Annotated in this window: 13 protein-coding genes; 5 read left to right on the top strand and 8 right to left on the bottom strand. The window is 49.9% G+C overall.

All coding sequences use genetic code 11. The annotated features are described in order from the left end of the window. Positions 1-13 precede the first annotated feature (13 nt). From BGX14_RS01970 to BGX14_RS01940, 7 genes are all read right to left on the bottom strand, one after another. Entirely contained in the window at positions 14-1,780 is a 1,767-nt protein-coding gene (locus BGX14_RS01970; protein WP_143394085.1) for an ABC transporter substrate-binding protein, read from the bottom strand. 170 nt (positions 1,781-1,950) lie between these two features. Next, on the bottom strand, positions 1,951-4,386 hold the full coding sequence (locus tag BGX14_RS01965) for a PQQ-binding-like beta-propeller repeat protein (protein WP_095878905.1): 2,436 nt from the start codon (positions 4,384-4,386) through the stop codon (positions 1,951-1,953). An 83-nt stretch (positions 4,387-4,469) separates the two neighbouring features. Beyond that, positions 4,470-5,189 (bottom strand): response regulator transcription factor, encoded by a 720-nt coding sequence (locus BGX14_RS01960; RefSeq protein ID WP_073301999.1) that lies wholly within the window; start codon positions 5,187-5,189, stop codon positions 4,470-4,472. Between the two features lie 3 nt (positions 5,190-5,192). Next, positions 5,193-7,205, bottom strand: coding sequence for a cell wall metabolism sensor histidine kinase WalK (locus BGX14_RS01955; RefSeq protein WP_233126371.1), 2,013 nt, complete (start codon positions 7,203-7,205; stop codon positions 5,193-5,195). Positions 7,206-7,411: 206 nt separating this feature from the next. After that, positions 7,412-8,581: a LysM peptidoglycan-binding domain-containing protein gene (locus tag BGX14_RS01950; protein WP_095878904.1), complete on the bottom strand. Its 1,170-nt coding sequence runs from the start codon at positions 8,579-8,581 to the stop codon at positions 7,412-7,414. Between the two features lie 37 nt (positions 8,582-8,618). Then, on the bottom strand, positions 8,619-9,875 hold the full coding sequence (locus BGX14_RS01945) for a hypothetical protein (protein WP_095878903.1): 1,257 nt from the start codon (positions 9,873-9,875) through the stop codon (positions 8,619-8,621). Between the two features lie 12 nt (positions 9,876-9,887). Then, positions 9,888-11,627: an AAA family ATPase gene (locus BGX14_RS01940; protein ID WP_095878902.1), complete on the bottom strand. Its 1,740-nt coding sequence runs from the start codon at positions 11,625-11,627 to the stop codon at positions 9,888-9,890. A 232-nt stretch (positions 11,628-11,859) separates the two neighbouring features. Here BGX14_RS01940 and BGX14_RS01935 point away from each other — a divergent pair, with 232 nt between their 5' ends. The 3 genes from BGX14_RS01935 to BGX14_RS01925 all read left to right on the top strand — a co-directional run bounded on the left by BGX14_RS01935 (position 11,860) and on the right by BGX14_RS01925 (position 15,993). Then, positions 11,860-12,738, top strand: coding sequence for an IS30 family transposase (locus tag BGX14_RS01935; protein WP_095879463.1), 879 nt, complete (start codon positions 11,860-11,862; stop codon positions 12,736-12,738). A gap of 113 nt (positions 12,739-12,851) precedes the next feature. Beyond that, entirely contained in the window at positions 12,852-14,060 is a 1,209-nt protein-coding gene (locus BGX14_RS01930; protein ID WP_095878730.1) for an IS4 family transposase, read from the top strand. Positions 14,061-14,190: 130 nt separating this feature from the next. After that, positions 14,191-15,993, top strand: a complete 1,803-nt coding sequence (locus BGX14_RS01925) for a hypothetical protein (protein WP_095878900.1) — start codon at positions 14,191-14,193, stop codon at positions 15,991-15,993. Between the two features lie 62 nt (positions 15,994-16,055). Here the strand turns inward: BGX14_RS01925 and glgB are convergent, their stop codons facing one another. Next, complete coding sequence (gene glgB, locus BGX14_RS01920) at positions 16,056-18,458, bottom strand: 1,4-alpha-glucan branching protein GlgB (RefSeq protein WP_233126370.1); 2,403 nt, start codon at positions 18,456-18,458, stop codon at positions 16,056-16,058. Between the two features lie 201 nt (positions 18,459-18,659). Between glgB and BGX14_RS01915 the strand changes: the two genes are divergently transcribed. Next, positions 18,660-18,938, top strand: a complete 279-nt coding sequence (locus BGX14_RS01915; RefSeq protein ID WP_095878899.1) for a hypothetical protein — start codon at positions 18,660-18,662, stop codon at positions 18,936-18,938. A gap of 191 nt (positions 18,939-19,129) precedes the next feature. Beyond that, entirely contained in the window at positions 19,130-20,029 is a 900-nt protein-coding gene (locus BGX14_RS01910; protein WP_095878898.1) for an ATP-grasp fold amidoligase family protein, read from the top strand. The last annotated feature ends 115 nt before the right edge of the window (positions 20,030-20,144 follow it).

Raw genomic sequence — 20,144 nt, 5'->3', positions numbered from 1 at the left:
CTCTTGTTTGTGATTATTGAACCGGCTTGATTTCCCAAAGTGCTTTTACGCTGGCTCCAATGATAAGAGCTTGGGGTGGGGCGTAGGGATTTTCTTCGGTCGGAAAGTTGGTCCAGTGTTTTGTCGAGAACTGGTAGAACTGCGATGGGCGGTACATCAGTGGCAAAACCGGGATTTTTTCCATAAAAATGCGGTTGAGATGGCGATAGGCTTCTTTCAGCGCCGTGGAATCGGTCAAAGACGGAATCAATTCCAAGAGGCTGTCCGCCGTGGGATCCGTGAATCGCCCGGGATTTGAAAACGCTTCTTCGCCGACAGGTTTGAAGTCCTTGCTGCTCATCACCTGATTGAAGCGTCCCCACGGCGTTGCCGCCGAAAGATCCGCCGTTTGGGTTTTCATCACCAGGTCGAATTTGCCATAGCGCAAATCCTTTTCCCATTCGCTATAGTCCACAAAACGCTGGTTGGTGGAAATTCCCAATTCCTTAAACGATTCGGCGACCACCTTGATGGCGTCTTCCCAGTCTGTCCATCCCTGCGGGCATTCCAGGCTGAACGGACGAATCGGCATTCCTTCCTTGTTTAGAATTTTGCCGTCGTTATCCCAGGAGTAGCCGGCATCGGAGAGGATTTTCCGGGCTTTGACCAAGTCGTAGGAATAGCCGTATGTCTTGGCGTCTTCTTCATTAAAATAACGGGCTTCCTGATTGAATGGTAAAATGAATCCGGGGCGCATCGCATCGGTATAATTGGATACGGCGACGGATTTGATTTTTTCAAAATTGATGGCGTGGGCTAGGGCGCGGCGGAAAGCGATATCGTTAAACGGAGTCGTTGTCGTCGCGATGAAAAGAGTTGGGATGGATCCCGGATAGTGATAGGGCTCTTTGAGGCTCCAGGCTCGGATGTCGTCCCGTTTCTTTTCCCAGATGCGGGGCATAAAAATGGACGAAATGTCCAAATTGCCTTTAGTCATGGCATTGTTGAACAGATTGTTGCTTGTGTAAAGCGAGTGGATAATATAGAGCGGCGCGGGCGCTTTGCCGTTGTGCTTGGCGTTTCCCCAATAATTTTCAACTCGTTTCAGAACGATTTTGTCGGGATAGTAGGAATCCAGATTGTAAGGGCCCGAAACAACAGGCGAGGAATCGTTTTTAAAGGTAAGAACGTTGGCGTAATTGTAGCGTCCGTTGGTTTTGGAGGCTTCGACGATGGGTTTAAAAACGCTCTTGGGCAAAATGGAAGTTTCCGAAATCAGGCTCAAAAGAACAAGGGGGTTCTTTTCTTTTTTATTCATGACGAATTCGAGCTGATTTTTCCCCGTCGTTTTAATCCGGTCGATATAGCGCCAGCCGCCGTGACGTGGAGTGGGGAAGATGGAATCCATGTAGAAAGTGTACAGGACGTCTTCTGGGCTGACTTTTTCCCCGTTGCTCCAGCGCGCCCGCTCGTCCAATTCCACTTGAATGGAGGAGTCCGTCTGGACAAAGCTCTTGGCTAGCATGGGTTCTGTTTTGCCGTTCAGATTATTATAAGCGAAAAGGGATTCGTACATCAGGCGGATGTTGCCGTCTATGGGGAAATTGGGATCCCCGTCCAAAGGATTGAATGTCGTGGGGGGCGCCCAGTCGAAACCGCCGATATAAAGGGTTTGGGCGCGCGGGTACAAGGATTCTTCCGCGACTTTAGGAGAGCTTTCTGAATCTTCTTGGCATGCGTTCAAAAAGAAGCAAGACAGAATCCCTGCGGAAAGGAGATTCACAATACGACAATTTGGCATTTTTGTATGCAACACAAACCCACCTTTTGATTGTACGAATACAATCTATTCTAAATTTACAGAATCCGAACAAGTTTGTCGCAAATTTTTAAGTAAAAAAAAGATTATTATGATAAAAATTTTTAAAGAACATTTTTCCGTTGCAAATCGGCATCGGTGTTAAACGCCCGTTATTTCAGTGGAAATGCGTAAAGCAGCCTTTTAGGCGAAGGACAGAAAAGGGTATTGTCCAAGATAAAGGGGGTTCCAGCTCCGCCGGGAGTGCTGAAAGATTTTTCCAGAATCCCTTTGGCAAGCGATATTTTGGCGATATGCGTTTTTTGATCAATATAAAGGCTGTTCCCGTTTATCACCGGCGAAGAATAGACGGAGCCTTGCCCGGCGTAAGTCCATAGCGGCGTCTTGGAAGTGAGTCCATAGAGGTGAATTTTTTGGCTGGCCGTCATGGTCAAAAGATAGGGTGTGTTGCCGACGACCGCCCAGTGGAGGGAGAGGATGGGTGAGTCGGTTTGAATCGTGTGCGTCGGCTTTTTTTGATGAGGGGAGAACACGTAGATTTCGTTTTGTTCGGAAGCGATGGCCACCAGGGTGTCCGAAAGTTCCATTGAGGAAACGTTGGCTCCGATTTCCAGCATTTCATCGATGTTTTGACCTGTTGCCGCATTTACAAATCCGAAACTTCCCTCTAGGCTGGAGACGGCGATGGAAGATGTCGAAATGTCGAAATGGAAGGGAAGGTTGAAAAGTTTTCTCGCCCAGGCGATGCTGTAATTGGGGGCGAGAAGTTTGACAAAGTAGCCGTTCCAGGTGGAGACGAAAATGGAATTGTCCCAAAATTGAATCTGGAAAGGTTTTCCGGGCAGGTCGCTGTAGCGCATTTTGCCGTTGTGCTGCAAGTCCAGAATCTGGATGCGGAATCCGCTGGCCAATGCCAAGCTGGAAGAATTGTTGGCGAAAACGGGACTGGTTTCCAGAAAGCCGAGATCTTTTTTCCAGCGGATGGTTCCCGTTGCGGGGTCGATAGCGAAAAGCTGCTGCGCTGCGGGATCCACCGTGTAAAGATTATGGCCTGCGCTAAAGAGGTTCGGGTAAGGAGTGCGCGGGGAGAGCGGCAGAAAATGGACGTAATGGGCGCCGATGATCTTGGCAAAATGATCCAGAATTTTGGGGGAATCTTTGGCATTGCCGAATGAATAGCGGACGGTGTTCGCCCAAGCGTTTGCCCGGGTATTTTCGTCTGCCCCGATTTGTTCCAGATAAACGGCCTGCAAATAATTGACGGTCGGATTTCCCGGTTCCAGTGCTATTGCCGAATCGATGTGCGCTTTGGCGTTTGTCCAATCCCCGTTGTGCATTTCCGAAAAAGCGAGCGATGCGAATTGCTGGGAAAGAATCGGTTTTTTCCCATAGTGCAGAGCGGTAATCGTGATGATTTCCTGATTGTCGAAGGGCAAATAGATTCGACCTTGATTTTTGAATGGCTTCGCAGAAAGGGGCTTGCCAAAGTGGTATTCCCACAGCGGTTGCAGCTCTTCATTGACGACGGTTAGTGCGCCTTCTTGGGAAAAAATTCCCAAAGCTCCCTGGGCGGTTTCAAAAAGAATTTCGCCATCTATTTGGGTCGAGTTCGTTTCGTTGCCGGTGTGCGGATCGAGCAGTTTGAGGTTTCCCCCGGTTTCCAAAACCGCTATGCGATTTCCGAAAAAGGTCATGCTTTCTATCGGGTTGCACTTGCTTTCCCATTGGAAACTGAGAGCGTTCTGCGGGCGGTAAAGGCGAATGGAATTTGCGGAAGCCACATAGATGCCGTCCTCGGTGAGCAGGGTATGCTGAATCGGATCCATCAGGGAGAGCGTCTGCATTTCGGAGCCCGTTTCGGCGTCGATCAAATGCAGCGCGTTGTCTTGGCAGTTGAGGACAAGCTCGTTTTGGGCTTCATATATGCCGACGGGAGTGCAGCCGCGGTAACGGTTTTCGATAGAGAATCGGATTCCTTCGTTGAAGACGTAGGCGAAATTTTTTTCGGTCGTGACCATGGCGCTCTGGTTGGAAACGGGCAAAACATCCAGAATTTTTGAGTCGAATGTGAAAATGTGAATGGCCTGTTTGGTGTTTTTCGGTTGGAACTGGAGCGTGTTTTCGGCAAGGGAGGAAAACCAGATTCCTTGAGACGAAATGGCGAAAATTTTGGATTCGCTGGGAATGGAGGTGGGGACAGCGACGAGTTTTTCTTCGTGCAGGGTGTAGAGCTGGTTGTTGGCGAGAAGAATGGAGGGCGAGGAATTTTCAAAAGTCTTTCGGATGGAAACGGGGAAGCGGGTGCGGCTCAGGACGATGCGCTCCGGCGAGGAATCCAGTGCGGCGATGCGGCTCGCTAGAAAATAGGCGTGCTCCGAAGACTGGGGATTTATCAACGCTTGTCTGTAATAGAACGCGGCGTTTTGCGGATTTTCGGTCACTTCCTGGATTTTGCCCAAAAGAAAAAAAGCGTTGCTGCGGTCTTCTTCATCGCCTTCCAGGGATATGCGGGAAAGTTGATCCTGCGCATCCATAAAGTTGCCTTTGATTTCAAACTGATAGACAGCTTCCCGAAGTTCCTTATACATGCGGGATGCGAAAACGGAGACGATAGAGAAAAGTATCGCGAGGACTATTTTTTTCAAAAGATGGGTGCGCATTTCTTGGCCGATCAGACGTCTAATTTGTAACCGGCGCCGCGGATGGATAGGATGATTTTGGGGTTTGTCGGATCGGTTTCGATTTTTTTGCGAAGATTCACAATATGGTTGTCGATCGTTCGGGTGGAAGGCATATTTTCGGGAGTGTATCCCCAGATATCTTGAAGCAGGTCTTCGCGCCAGACGACTTCACCGCGTTTGCTCCAAAAATATTGAAGAATTTGAAATTCGCGGGCGGACATTTCAAACGGCATATCGTTTTTGGTCGCTTCGAATCTTTTGAAGTTGATTCGGATGCCGTTAAATTCAATGATGTCTTGAGAGGAAGGCTCTGCCTGTGGAACGACGGTGCCGCCGGTACGGGGTCCTCGACGGAGAAAAGCTTTGGCTCGGGCGAGCAGTTCTAAAATGGAAAAAGGTTTTGTCACATAGTCGTCGGCTCCCATTTCCAGTCCCGTCACTTTAGAAGATTCTTCGGTTTTGGCGGTCAGCATAATGATGAATGTGTCCGGATGCTTTTTTCGGATGTAGCGGCAGACTTCAAAACCGCTTTTCTTGGGAATCATCAAGTCGAGAATGACCAGGTGCGGCAAAAAGGAATCCGCTTTTTGAATCGCTTCGTCGCCGTCGCCTGCCGTTTCGACGATATAGTTTTCCAATTCAAAATTGTCTTTCAATCCGATTCGGATGATTTCTTCGTCTTCGACGATGAGTATTCTGGTGTTTTCCATATTTTAATCCGCCTTTTTGAGCTTTACCGTAAAAGTGGAACCCTTGCCGGGATGACTTTGTACGGAAACGCTCGCTTTGTGTGCTTCTGCCACGCGTTTCACAATCGCAAGTCCCAGGCCGGAGCCTTTGGTGCTGCGGGTCATTTCGTCGCCGACGCGGTAGAAGTCGTTAAAAATGTTTTTTTGCTCGGAAGAAGCGATGCCAATTCCGGTATCCATTACAGAAAATAGGATTTTTTCATTTTCCATGCGGGTCTGGATATGCACTTTTCCCGGAGGGTTGGTGTATTTTATCGCATTTTCGATAAGGCTTTGCGCCATGCTGTAGAGCGAAGCGAAGTCTCCCATGACAAATGCGCCGGGAGCGAGTTCTTTGGTCAGGGTGATTCCCCGATTGTCCGCAATGTCCAAAATGGATTCGTAAACTTTTTCAACGCACGCCGACAGATCCAGTTTTTCCCAATGGAAGACTTGCTTTCCCGATTCCATGCGGGTGTAGTTGAGGATGGCGGCGATCAGATTTTCGAGCCGAGTCGATTCCTTGCCGATAAAACGGCTGTATTCCTGGCATTTTTCGATTTTTTGAACGCGCCCGTTGGAAATCATTTCGGCGAACATTTTAATGGAGGTCAAGGGCGTTTTCAGTTCGTGGGAAACCGATGAAAGGAAATTGGTTTTCATGGAAATCAGTTTGCGTTCCTGGGAAATGGATTTGAGGATGAAGAAGGAACCGAGAAGAACCGTCAAGAGCGAGAAGGCGACAAGTCCCGAAAGAAGGAAAATCTTGTGCTGCGCTTCGCTGTAAATTTCTTGCGAGTTGCGATTGTAGAGGGTGAGAGTCCAGCCGAGTCCTTCGCCAAGGAGAATTTGTTTGGAAATGACGGTGAGGGAATCGAGAGGCTGGCCGAAAATCGTGGAATCCCTGCTGTCGGTAATCGCGTAGGAAATGTTTTTCCATTCGCGGGAAACTTCGGAAAGCTTTTCGCAGATGCGTTTGCGGTAGGCGTCGCGGTCCAGCATTCCGATGACGACCTGATCGCCGGACAGCCACGGATATGCCATGCGGAAAAAAAGCTGGTCGGCATCCTGTTTGTAGAATATTCCGTCTTTGGCGGGGAACTGTTCTTCGGAAAATTTTTGCAGAAATTCTTTGTGCAGAGTAAAAATTTCGGCGTGTTCCAGCTGGCGATTCAGATTCTCTCGCAGATTCCAAAAGGCGTCCCGTTTTTTTTGGGAAAGATCTTCAAAGGAAAGAATCCGGCTTAAGGCATTGTCGAAAAAATATTTCGCCTTGCTGATGTTCTGTAGGGACCGGCCTTCTAAAAATTGCGAAAAGAGTTGCAGACAGTAGTTTTCCGCCTGTTGGTGTTTTTTCTGCTCTACAAAAATTTCAAATTTGAGCAGGTGCAGGGATTCGTGGAGGTCCGTCAGCAGATAGCCGTTGGCATGGGGATATTGTTCTAAGATGTCGATAATTTGAAGGGATGCGTCAAAGTCCTTTTGTTTGTAATGCAAACGTAAAAGTCCCAAAAGATTTAAAATGTTGTCTTGCCGGGATATCAGGGGCGCGCGCATCAGGACCGCGGAGCGGGCGTAGGCAATCTTGTCGGGACCGCGTCCAGAAATTTCTCCCCGGAGCAGTTCCTTTTCGATGTTTCCGGGAATGGTCGTGGGAATGGCTTCCGTCGTTTTGCTGTGGAAAGAAATGCTCGGAAAAACCAGCCTGTTTTCGTTGAATAGAAAAATCGCCTTGACTCCCTGAACCTTTTTAAAGGAGGCTGCATTGCCAAATTCCAAAAGCTTTTGTGGCTGCTCGTATAAAAATTGAGAGGCGTTTTTGGTTTCTTTCAGAACTTCTTTCTGCTCATTCTGGACAATTTGGACCGTCTGCTTTAAAAATGTGTTTTGTGCATTTTCAAAGTTCTTTTCCGTCAAGAGCAGTTCGCTTTGGACGTTGCGAAAACTGAGAAAGGCCAAAATCGCTGTCGGAATGATAATCCCGCAGAAAAAAAGCACGATGAAAATGCGATTGTTCTTCGGAAGATTCACCGTTTGCCTTGGTCAGTAAAAAATTTGAACCAGCTGCGAAAGTTTGTTTTGTCCGAGGGTTTGCGCCAGGGCGTCGGCTGTGGACGGGCTTATTGTAAAAAGGACCGTCATGAATAATTGTCCCGCGATAAGGAGGGCAAAAATCCATAAGGCGACAATGACGATCCTGAATTTCATTTTGCCAGCTGGACCTTATGGGTTATCGAAACGAGATTGCCAAATTCAATCCGGCGGTCACTGTAATAGGACTCGCGGATGAGGATGATGGCATTCTCTTTGTTGAGGCTGGTCACGAGTCCACGGGCAAGCAGACGCGGAGGAATGAGCGAGTCGGAACGGTCCCTTTCCCAAATGGCGACGCCGTCCCCGAGGGAATAGCCGTTGTCGGATCCCTGGTCGATGAGGACGTATTCATAGGGGCCGACGACCAGATTCTTTCCCAAGGTAAAGCGGATGAGAGCCATATCTTTGACCGCCACGGATTGGATGCGCGAGTAGCCGTTGACATTGATCGGTGCAAAGGGCTTTTGCAAGCGGGCTTTGGCGTATTCCATTTTGATTTCGCGCATGGTCTGGATGATAATCGCCCGGGAAAGAGTATCGCCGACATCGGTAATCCGAGCGAGTCCGGCAAAGCGGAGAATCGCCCCATCTTCTTTGGCACGGATTTTGGTCTTGGGCAAATCCACACGACGTGCGTCCCAGATTTCGACCATGTCGCCCACTTTGGCCTTTTGCGGCGTATTCATGCCGATTCCGACGACCACTTCCTTTTCGACCGTGTGAACGAGCGGCTCCCGCTTTTCTCCGCTGCGGATGGTGAACCAGTCCGGGTCGGCTTTCAGGCTGTCCGGATGGGTGACGACGGGAGCTAAAATCTGGTAGTAGCCGTTAAAGAGTTTCGGTTGCGCTCGCTGCGAATAAAAATAGGACGTTCCCTTTCGGGCGGGGCGTTTTTGTTTTTGATGGCTGGAATCGTTTGCCAGCTTGCCCAGTTTTTTGGCAAAGTTGTTGTTTTCGTCGCCAAGGCAACCGCTGGGAATGGAAACGCCTTTGGGAAGCGTGGAGTCGGGAGCGGCCGTGGCGCAAGGTGCAGACGGCTTTTTTGGCTCTGGCTTGACGGATGTATCGGGCGCACTTCCCAGATAGATGGAGTCGCCGGGATAAATCCAGTGCGGGTCTTGAATGTGCTTGTTGTTTTCCCAAAGATCTGGCCATGCGAACGGATCGTTCAGGTATTCGTCGGAAATATCCCAAAGGGTATCGCCTTCTTTAACGAAATAGGCGCTTGCGGCGAGAGCGGCAAGGGCGAGGGTAACGGAAATGTATTTTATCAGCCTCATACTTATCAATTTAAACTATTTCAAGTGGTGAAAAAAATCATTTGCGCCGCTTTTGTGTGAAACGGATTGTTTCCGCAGCGTTTGACATGTCGGTGGCCGGCTTTTCGATGCGCTTGATCACTTTGCCGGGATGCGGCGTTTTGCGACCGAGAAGTCCCGCCCGATCGGGAACGAACAGGAAAAGGGTCTGGAATGTATTGCTGCCGGGTTCCAAATCCAGCGGAATGATTTTGCGGAGCATGTAGCCTTCATTGCGAAATTTTTTGATTTCGGTAGTGGCGACGGACAAATTGGAAGAATTCAATAAAATGCGTTCCGGGCGACAGGCTGCCATTTTGGAAACGAGGGCTCCTAGGCTTTTTCCGTTGGGAGGATCCAGGTAGATGGTCCATTTGCCTTCCTTTCCTTTGCCCGCGAAGAATTTTTCAAAGAAATCTTTTTCGACGGTGGAACGGATCATGCGAACGTGGGGCACTTGGCGGGGAATGTTCCGTTGATCGACCGCATAGGATGCCGAAAAATAGGGAGAGAGCGCTTCGGCGATATAGGCGGGGCCCGCATGGCATTCTAAAAATTTGTCTTCTTTTGAGGGGTGGATGGCTTCGCGAATCCGCTTGGGCAGCGCCAGCCATGGTTCTTTGGCACGGGGAGTCCAATCGGCGATGTGGAACATTTGTCCTGTTCCGGCGATGGGCAAAAATTCGTTCCCGAAGCCTTTGTGCAATTCGATTTGCGAATCCGGCGATGGGTGTGCGGGATCAAACGCTTGAACGGGGCGAATCTGGATCTGGTGGCAGCAGAGGATGTCGCTCGAATGCTCGTGCTTCAGGTAATTCATGAAGGTTTTGAATTCGCGGGTCGCTTCCGCCGAATGCAGGATGGTCTGGACGGCAAGTCCGTAACGCCCGTCCCCTGTCGCACGAAACCAGATTTGCAGAACGGATTTGCGGAATTTGGAGAGGTGCGGCTTGCGAATCTGCGCATCGATGTCGAGGACGATTTTCGGGGGCTTGGCCCCTTTGTAAGGGCCTTCGATGGAAAGGACGCGGTTTGTCTTGGAGAGCATTTGGGAGTGTATTCTCCAGTCGCTGGTCTCCGCTTTGGATGGCTGGGTAAACCAGCTTTGAATTTTCCCGGGAATGCGGTTTTCTTTAACCCAGTTTTCCAGATAGGCTTTTTTCCCCTCCAGATCCGGGGGAATGGGACCCACGATTTTGGGGGCGGCGTCCTTGGGACCGGGCTTTGGGGAAGTGCGGTTCCATGTTCCGCGGTTTTCCATTTTTTTTCTTTGCATAAATGAAGTCGGTTAAATGATGAAACGAGGGTAGTGCCAGCTGCAATCCTGGGCGGGAGACGGGGGGAAGTTCCGGAAATTCCCGCGGATGCAGAACATATTCGGGTGGGAGTCGATGGGCGACAGGGAAATGAGGGAATCCGCATGGGCTTCGAGTTGCGGGAATTCTTTCGGATTGACTGCGGCAATTACTGCGGAGCCTGTCAGGGCGATAAGAGTTTCCGCTAAAAGGAGCAAAGCCTGTTCGGGTGGGATATTGTTACGCACGGCTTTGGGGTTGTGCAAAATGGCCGACAGGGAATCGATGATGATGACGCCGTAGTCGTGCAGTTCGAGTTTTTTCGCCCCTTTGACTCTTTTGGCGATGCACTGTGCCATTTCCAGCGGGGAAAGCGCTTGTCCGCGCAGATTCAGGAAGCCGATTTCGGGAATGGATGCGGAAAGTCCGCGGGAAGCGGCGACGGCAAAAAGCCGCCCGAGTACGGTGGAACGCGAATGGTTGAAGTTTACCAGCAGAACGTCCGTTTTGTGTGTGGAATGGCCGAGCCAGTCGTCGCCGTAGGAGAGCGAAAGGGCTAGATCCAGCAAGGCGAAAGATTTCCCGGATTTGGGAGGCGCTGAAAGCAGCATGAATTCGCCGGCCTGCAAAGCATTATCGACGAAGAGCTTTTCTTTTTTGGGAGCGTCGTCGTTGTCGCTCGCCAGTTCGATAAGGGGTTTGCCATCGAGACAGAATTCGACCCAGGTCTGCCACGCTTCGAAAGTCTGCGCACCTTGATTCAGCCCGATAAGATATTGCTGTTTTCCGTTTCGGAGAACTCCGGGCAATCGGACCATTTGCGCTGGGTTGGGAATTCGGTTTTCGACATCAAAGCCCTGCTCTTCCAAAGTCTTGAACAGGTATTCGACCCGCTCGTCGTATTCGGCCCGGTTCTTGGCATGGATTTTTATCCACGCCTGCACGGAATTGGCTCCCGTATTGACCAGAGCGGCACAGGGCAAATTGAGTGCCTTGTAGTAGGCGAGCTGTTTGGCAAGGCTTATCTGGGGGTTATCGACCACGGCGTAGCGATAGCGGAAAGACTCGTCTTCTTCCGAAGAGCTTTTGACTGCATTGATGGAAACGAGTGCCCCGTCCGGTCCGTCAAGGGCTTTCATGGTTTTCTTGATGCCGTTTGATTGCTCCAAAATGCTTGCGACCGTGTTCGTTTCTGCTTTGGGCGTGTTGGACATCTTGTATTCGACGGATTCGTCCGGTTTGAACAGGGCGTCCAGCAGCTTGAGAAAATCCATTCGCCAATCCGGCGTCGGCCACGGGATATTCAGCGCTTCGGGATCAATTCTGTGATTTTGCAACAGTTCCAGCGCTTTGGCATCAAGTCCCATAGCGAGAACCTGTTCCAGGGAAATGGAACCTGCAATGATGGGTTGAGCGACTCCTGTTGCGGCAATGGCGGGCATCGCCTGCGTAGAGGGCTGTGCAGCTGAAGCCGCCTGTTGAGGGGCTTGTGGCGCCGGCTCCCGTTCGCGGGAACGCTTTTCCGCAGCGTAAGCCCGTCGGATAATCGCGTCCGATTCTTCTTCCGAAAGTCCTTCTTCTTTGGCATGGTCTCCCAGCTGGAAGGTGGCTTCCATGTAAGTCATTCCGACTTGTTCCGCTGCTTCCGCCGCTCGGAAAAGTTCTCCTTTCAGATCTTCGGAACTAAAATGATTCGATAAGAATTGGTTGATTATCTGCCGAGGTGATTCCATATAGGGTAAATATATGTTTTTTGAATGCGCGAATTTTCACCGTCAATGCGACTGATATAGGTTGAATCGGGAAGAAAAAAAGTTCCCTAGGGCTAGCCCCTGGGGAACCTGGCCGAAACTTTTCTACCTTGCCGATTCTACCAAAAAAGGACATGGCGGTGAGTCTCAACCAAGCACAAAGATACGAAATACGAGCGCTCAATGCGGCAAAGATCCCCCGAAAAACATAGCCTTGCAGCTGAAGGTCCACAAATCCACAATCTACAGGGAACTAAACAGGGGCGGCGGCCGCCAGCATTACGACCCGGTCAAGTCGCAGGAACGGGCAGACCTCCTTGCCGCGACAAGTCACCTGCATTACGACTACGACGAGGACGACTGGAAAATCGTGGACGGGAAAATCAAGGAAGACTACTCTCCCGAACAGGTGAACGGACGCGCGAAACTCGATGGGATGGGTGTCCCTAGCGTCGCCACGATATACAGGCATGTGAACAAGGACGAGGACCTGAAGAAGCACTTGCGGCACGGCAAGAAACCATACCGTAAGCGCGGGGAGAAGAAGGACAAGAGAGGCCAGATTGTAGGCCGCGTGCCCATCGAGGAACGTCCGGCAATCGTGGACGAGAAATCACGCGTAGGCGACATCGAGATAGACCTGATAAACAGCGCGGACCATGACGCGAACCTGCTCACGATCAACGACAGGATGACGAATTACAGCCTGATAAGGTATCTTCCGACGAAGAACGCGAAAGACCTGAAGAGAACGCTTGTGAGGGCGCTGAAGGACTTTGAGAAAACGTTCGAAGTCAAGATTCTCACAATCACTTCGGACAACGGGAAGGAGTTCGCCTGTCACGCAGAAATAGCGAAAGCTATGAAGGCGGATTACTACTTTGCGAACCCGTACCACTCCTGGGAGCGCGGTGCCAACGAGAACATGAACGGTCTAATACGCCAATATCTTCCCAAGAAGGAGTCGTTCAAGGGAATCTCTCCCCGGAAAGTTCGCTGGATACAGGATAAACTGAACAACAGGCCTCGAAAAAGGCTTGACTTTATGACCCCTTTAGAGTATATTTATACGCAAGTTAAACTACAAACCTAAGTCGCGTTAGCGACGAAAATCCGCCTTATAAAAAAAGACGGTTCCCGATAATCGAGAGCCGTCACTTTTGGTATCGTTTTAAATAACCACAAATAAAAGGAACCAAAAGCAGTATGAAAGATAGCAACTTTAGCGGACAGCCGGTATTTTCCCAGATAATGAAGCTTATTCCCAAGAACCTTGTCCTGTCCCTATCTAGACAGAACGGCGGGGAACGCTATGTCAAGAAGTTCGATGCGTACCAGCATTTGCTTGTGCTCTTGTTTTCCGTCATGGAGCAGTACAAGTCCATCAATCAAATCTTGCTGGGGCTCGAAGCGGAATCGAGACGGCTAGTCCACGCCGGACTTACGGAGATCCCCAAAAGAAGCACATTCGCTGACGCGAACGGACGGAGACCGGCCGCGATATTTGAACGGCTCTACCATGAGTTGCACAAGAAGTACGAGCACTGTTTAGCGGACAGCCGGGACTATTTTTGGTCCAAAAGGCTTTATGTCATGGACTCGACGACTGTCTCCCTCTTCACCGACGTGATGAAGGGTGCCGGCAGGAACCCGAAGCTGGGCAAGAAGAAGGGCGGAGTCAAGGCGCACACCGTGATGAAGGATTCGTCTGGAGCGCCGGAGTTCGTCATCGTGACCCCGGCAGCGAAACATGACAGCACTGAACTCAAGAAAGTCAAGCTTCCCTCGGAATCATTTCTTGCTATAGACAGGGCATACATCGACTACAAGTTGTTCGAGAGCTTCTCCAAAAAGAAAACGACCTACGTGACCAGGATGAAGAAGAACCTCAAGTACGACCATGTGTCGGACAACCCCGTTTCAGACAACATACTTCGGGACGAGAATGTCCAATTTCATTTTGTCTCCCGCAAGAAGGAGCGAGTTCACAGGGCCCGCATAGTCGAACATTATGTCGAGGAGACGGGAAAGACATGGCGGCTGCTTACGAACAACAATGAACTTCCTGCCAAGGAAATAGTCGAAATTTATCGAAGACGCTGGCAGATAGAAACCTTCTACCGCAGTCTCAAGCAGAATTTTCCGCTTCATTTCTTTTACGGAGACAGCGAGAATGCGATCCGGATACAGATCTGGATAGTAATGATAGCTAACCTGCTGACAGCCATTGTTCGTGCGCAGACAAAAAGGAAGCTGAGTTTCTCCAGCACGGTTCTGCTGATACGCCAGTGTGCAACCTACTACGTAGACCTGTACAAACTCCTGGAATCTCCAATAAAGGCTGTAAGGGATGCATACGTCGGTGGACTCGCTCCACCGCAATCACAGCAGTCATTCCTGTCCCAACTGAACTGAGGGGGGGCTCGTATTTTGAAACAAGTCCCGTTTTCCTTGAAAACGGGACGTTTTGGGGATTATGAATTCATGAATTAAAGTTTAGCGGATAACAATATTTTTGAACAGAATTTTTGGGAAAGGATTACAGATGTCTTTTGAAAAAATAGGTTTTGCATTTGTTTGCGCCGGTTTTGCGCATTCTCTTTGGGCGGCACCGCTGGCTTTTCCAGAGGCTCTCGGCTTTGGGGCGAATGCGACTGGCGGCAGAAACGGCAGCGTCTATCATGTGACCAATTTGAACGATTCGGGCGAAGGTTCGTTCCGGGATGCGGTCAGCAAAAGCAATCGCATTGTGGTCTTTGATGTGGGCGGCTATATCCAGCTCAAAAGCGCGGTTTCCATCGCGAGCGACATAACGATTGCCGGGCAGACAGCACCGGGCGAGGGAATCGGATTTCGGGGCGGAAAGCTTTCCATGGGCAAGCAAAAAAACGTGATTGTCCGCTATATCCGCATCCGTCCGGGGAGCGAAACGGCTTCGACAAAGGACGTCGGCATCAATCTTTACAATGCGCGAAACGTGATTCTCGACCATGTGTCCATTGAATTTGCGCCATGGAACAATATCGGCGGCGTGAGCGACGACTGGCAGAATTATCCCGTGACGGATGTGACTATCCAAAGCTGCTTGATTGCCAATCCGATTTACCAGCAATTCGGCGCACACGTGGAATCGGTGAATAGCAACTGGTCCTGGTATTACAACGCTTTCGCCAATACGCACAACCGGAATCCGCTCGATAAAGTGAACGATGTTTTTGTGAACAACATCCTCTATAATTTTGAAGCGGGCTATACGACGCACACGAGTACGAATTTCAAGCACGATATTGTGAACAATTATTTTGTCTATGGTCCCAAAGGAAAAAACGCCTGGTATCAGGTGGATAAAAATCAGTCGATTTATTACAGCGGAAACAAAATCGATACGGACCGGGATGGAATTTTAAATGGCGGAGAGACGACTCCTTACTGGTATCAGGGAGAGGGGACGGTTTTGAGTGAACCCTGGTCCGAACATACAACGGCGAATCCCGTCTATAGCGCAGAAACCGCTTGGCGGCTGGTGACTTCGCAATCGGGCGCGCTTCCTTACGACGATATCGATTCGTTGGTTTGGTCGCAAATCAACAGTCTCGGGAGTGCGGGCGTTCTTTATACGAGCCAGGAACAAACGGGACTTTCTAACAACGGCTACGGAGAAATCCTGGGAGGAGAAAAACCGCTCGACAGCGATAACGACGGAATGCCCGACTATTTTGAAGAGGCGTTCGGGAGCGATAAGGATAAAGACGATGCGATGGTTATCGGCGATGACGGATATGCCCATATCGAGAAGTACATCAATTATTTGGGCGCGCCTCATGCGACGGCGAAAGCGGGGGAGGAAACTCGTGTGGATTTGCGGCAATGGACTTCTGGATTCCAGAGCGTTGCTCCGGTTTATTCCATAAAGGCTCCAGAAAATGCTGCCGTCGTGCTGGCGGATGACGGCCATTCGGCGATTTTTACCGCGGATAAAAAGGCATCTGGACTGATGTCTTTTCAATACGTTGTTCGGGGAAATGACGGCTCGGAATATGCGGGCAAAGTGGAAATGCTCGTTTCCCCCAATGCCGCTGCGGATTCTACGGGAGAAGACGAACCGTTGCGCTTGACTCCGGGAATTTTTTCTGCGGAAAAGGTACGGGTGCATCTTGCGGAAGGCTTTGTTTACGCTCCGGAATCGGGCTTCTTGCAAATGCAGGTTTTTGATTTGAATGGGAAATGCCGATTCCGTTTTGCACGGCAGGTTTCGGCGGGAACGACCTTTTTGAATCTTCCGGCTTCGGTTTCTTCTGGTGTGTCCGCAGTCCGCGTAAAATTCAGGCCTCGGGCGCAATCCAAGTAGTTCTTTCTCTCTGCACAAAAAAGGACAGGTTCGCGCCTGTCCTTTGCATTTTTTTTGCGGAATTATTCGCCGATGAATTTGAAGAAGACGGCTCCGAGAGGTGGCAACTGGATGTTCGCGCTGAACGGGCGATTTTGCCAGGGCGTTTCTTCGGAGTGAATCTCTCCGGCGTTGCCGATGTTTCCGCCGCCCCACATTTCGGAATCCGAATTGAAAATCTCTTGCCAATGTCCGCGAATCGGAAGGCCGATGCGGTAAGGCGTTCTGGGAACCGGCGTGAAGTTAAATGCGCAGAGAATGGTGGCGCCGTGCGCATCGCGACGGATAAAGGAAACGATGGAATTGTCCGCGTCATCGCAGGAAATCCATTCAAATCCTTCGGGCGCATGATCGACTTCCCAAAATGGGCTTTCCGATTTGTAAATGTGCGAAAGCGTTTTGAACATCTGATGCAGTTTGCCGTGGGTTTCCCAAGAAGTCAAGTGCCAGTCCAAGGACTGCTTTTCGTTCCATTCGCGGAATTGCCCGAAATCGTTGCCCATGAAATTGAGCTTTTTGCCGGGATGGGCGAATTGGTAAGCGTAGGCGAGACGCAGGTTGGCGAATTTCTGCCAGTTGTCTCCAGGCATTTTGCCGAGCATGGAACCTTTGCCGTGCACGACTTCGTCGTGGCTGAGCACCAGAATGAAATTTTCGGAATAGGCGTAAACCATGCTGAAGGTAATCAGATTGTGGTGGTATTTGCGGTGGACGGGTTCGTGCTTCATGTAAGAGAGGAAGTCGTTCATCCAGCCCATGTTCCACTTGTAATGGAAACCGAGGCCGCCGCGTTCGGGGGGCCTTGTGATGCACGGGAAACTCGTGGATTCTTCGGCGATGAGAATCGCATGGGGGGCAAGACGTCCCATGATGCTGTTCAGGTGCTTGAGAAATTCCAGAGTGTCGTAGTTGATGTTGCCGCCGTCCTTATTCGGGACCCATTCGCCGTCTTTTTTGCCGTAGTCCAGGTAGAGCATGCTCGCGACCGCATCGACGCGCAAACCGTCGCAGTGGAATTCGCGCAGCCAATACATGGCGTTGGCAATTAAAAAGTTGGATACTTCCTTGCGGCCCAGGTTGAAAATATACGTTCCCCAGTCCGGATGTTCGCCTTGGCGCGGGTCGGCGTGCTCGTAACAGGCTGTGCCGTCAAAACGCCCGAGCGCATAGGAATCTTTGGGGAAGTGGGCGGGAACCCAGTCCAGAATCACGCCGATTTCGTTCTGGTGGCAAATGTCCACAAAGCGACGGAATTCATCTGGAGAGCCGAAACGGCTGGTCGGCGAGTAGTAGCCCGTCACCTGATAACCCCAGGATTCGTCGAGCGGATGTTCCATAATGGGCAAAAATTCGACGTGCGTATATCCCATTTCCTTCAGGTAGGGGATCAGCCTGTCGGCGAGTTCGTTCCACGAAAGGAACCGGTCCGGATTGGACGGGTCGCGCTGCCAGGAACCGGCGTGCACTTCGTAGATGTTCATGGGGCTGCCAAAAACGCGGGTCGCATAATGCGTGTCCATGTAGAGCTTGTCGTCCCACTTGTAACCGTCGAGGTGCGTTGTCACGCTTGCCGTCGCAGGTCGCATTTCGCTCCATTTGGCGAACGGGTCGGACTTTGTCAAAAGGCGACCGTCCTGGGCGTGGATTTCAAAACGGTAAAGTTCGTTCTCACCGAGTTCCGGAATAAAAATTTCCCAAACGCCGGAATCCCCAATCATGCGCATCGGGTGGCGCCGACCGTCCCAGCTGTTGAAATTGCCGACAACGGAAACGCTTTTGGCATTCGGGGCCCAAACGGCAAACTGGACTCCGCTAAATCCCTGATGACGGACGATGTTCGCTCCGAGTTTTTTATACAGTTCGTAATGGGTTCCGTTTTTGATCAGGTGGCAATCGAAATCGGTCAGGACGGGAAGGAAGGCGTAAGGGTCGATGACGGAATACTGGATGCCGTTATCGAGGGTGATATGCAGCCTGTAAAAGAACGGCTGAAATTCCATGTCGAGAACGGCTTCAAAAAATCCCGAATCGCCGATTTTCAAAAAGTCGAAAACGAGTTTTTTGGCGTCGTCCTGCGCGGTTTTGGTTTTTGAAGCGCGCGGCGATTTTGCTTTGCTGGTTTTGGCCGTTTTGGTTTTGGTCGCTTTAGGTGCCGCTTTGGCGTTCTTTTTACTTGTGGTTTTTTTGCTTGCCTTGACTTCGACTACGGGTTCTTCGGCATTCACTGCGCCATAGAGAATTTCGGGTTCTGCGGATTCGCCGCGGATGGCTGCGGCTCCGGGCAGGTACACGCGGATTACCGTTTTAAGACCGCGGTCCGTTTCCAGAGCGTGAATTCCCAAAATGGAAAAGGGGTCGTGGCAGTTGAAATTCCATAGGGAGTTCATTTGGTCTTGAGTCATCGTCGTCATGTTTTGAATATCCATAGAGAACCTTATTTTAGAACCTTTTAGAGTTATTTGTAAAATTACTTTAATTTTTGAACGGTAAATCAAGAAATTTCAAAATTTCCGAAAAATGTCCCCAAGGAATCCTTTAACGCGATACCCCCCCCGATCTGTTTTTATGACGGGCTCGATTTTTTGTAGAATGTTCAACGATGGAAGCCGAAAATTCGCAAAGCCCTGTTGCAAGTTGTCGAAAAAGTTGTAGGAATTTTTATTGCGTATTTTGTGCGCAGCCGGGAAGGCCGTATAATTTGTTATGGAGACGTGCGTTCAAAAGGAATCCGAAATGAAGCGAAGCAAGGGATGGCGAGCTTTTTGCTCGGTTTGTTTCATGCAATGGAGAAAAATTTCTTTGGCGTAATGACGTTGGATTTATTCATTTTCAAAAATCGAGTTGCATTGGAGTGGCTTGTTGTCAGTCCGAATTGCCCATCTGACCATTCAGCACTTCTCCCTTGACGCGGGTTGGTGTGCTTCGGCTAGTTTGACAAGCTGGCGGTCCCTGAGTCTGCCGAAGGGCAGCAATCGCTTGTCGAACCACGGTTGTTGAGCGTATCGAAGCATTATCAAAGCAATGTTTAGGGGCGGCCTTGGAAAAATCATCCTCGCAAATTGCTAGATTGAATTTCCATCTGTAGGAAGGCTTTTGAATGAAAATAAGACATTTGATTTTGAACCCGATCAAGATTTTCTCCATTTTGAGACGTAGAGGCTTTTTACGTTGGATGCCCGATTCCTTGTATTTGAAATTATGCTTTAAAGAGAAAATCGGCCGCTGGCCGGATTTGAAAAATCCAAAGACTTTCAATGAAAAAATCCAGTGGCTGAAATTGCACGATCGGAACCCCCTATACACGCAACTGGTGGACAAGTACGAAGTGCGCAAATATATCGCCGAAACGATTGGCGAAAAATATCTGATTCCGCTTCTCGGCGCGTGGGATTCTTTCGACGAAATCGACTTTGACAAGCTGCCGAACCAGTTCGTACTCAAATGCACCCACGACTCGGGCGGGCTGGTCATCTGCAAGGACAAATCCAAGCTGGACATCGAAGCGGCGAAGAAAAAAATCAACCAGTGCCTGCAGCGCAACTATTACTATACTTGGCGTGAGTGGCCATATAAGAATGTAAAGCCAAGAATTATTGCTGAGGAATATATGGAGGACGAACCCGGTAAAGGCTTGAAGGATTATAAATTTTTCTGCTTTAATGGCGCGGTGAAGGCTTTGTTTGTTGCTACGGATAGAGAAATTCATCAAACCAAGTTTGATTTCTTTGACCCCGAATTTAACCATTTGCCAATGAAACAGCATTATCCTAATAATGAGGAAAGAGAAATAAAGCGGCCGGCAGGATTTGAAGAGATGAAACTCCTTGCGTCAAAATTGACTTCGAAGTTTCCCCATTGTCGGGCGGATTTTTACGATATGGGTGGAAAAGTGTATTTTGGTGAATTGACTTTTTCTCATTTTAGTGGTTTTGAACCGATGGAGCCAATGGAATGGGATGACAAATTTGGCAGCTGGCTGACATTGCCAAAAGGATGATAAGCTTCTTCTAAAATTTTGAAAAATGATGGAAGTCAAAGCTTTCCGTTCCGTTCTTCAGATGCCTGCCCCGACAGAAATGAAAAAAGCGGCAAAGGGCCGCTTCTTTTAGATT

The sequence above is a fragment of the Fibrobacter sp. UWS1 genome (assembly GCF_002300445.1).
Classification (GTDB): Bacteria; Fibrobacterota; Fibrobacteria; order Fibrobacterales; family Fibrobacteraceae; genus Hallerella; species Hallerella intestinalis.
This window is presented reverse-complemented; position numbering and strand designations above follow the sequence as displayed.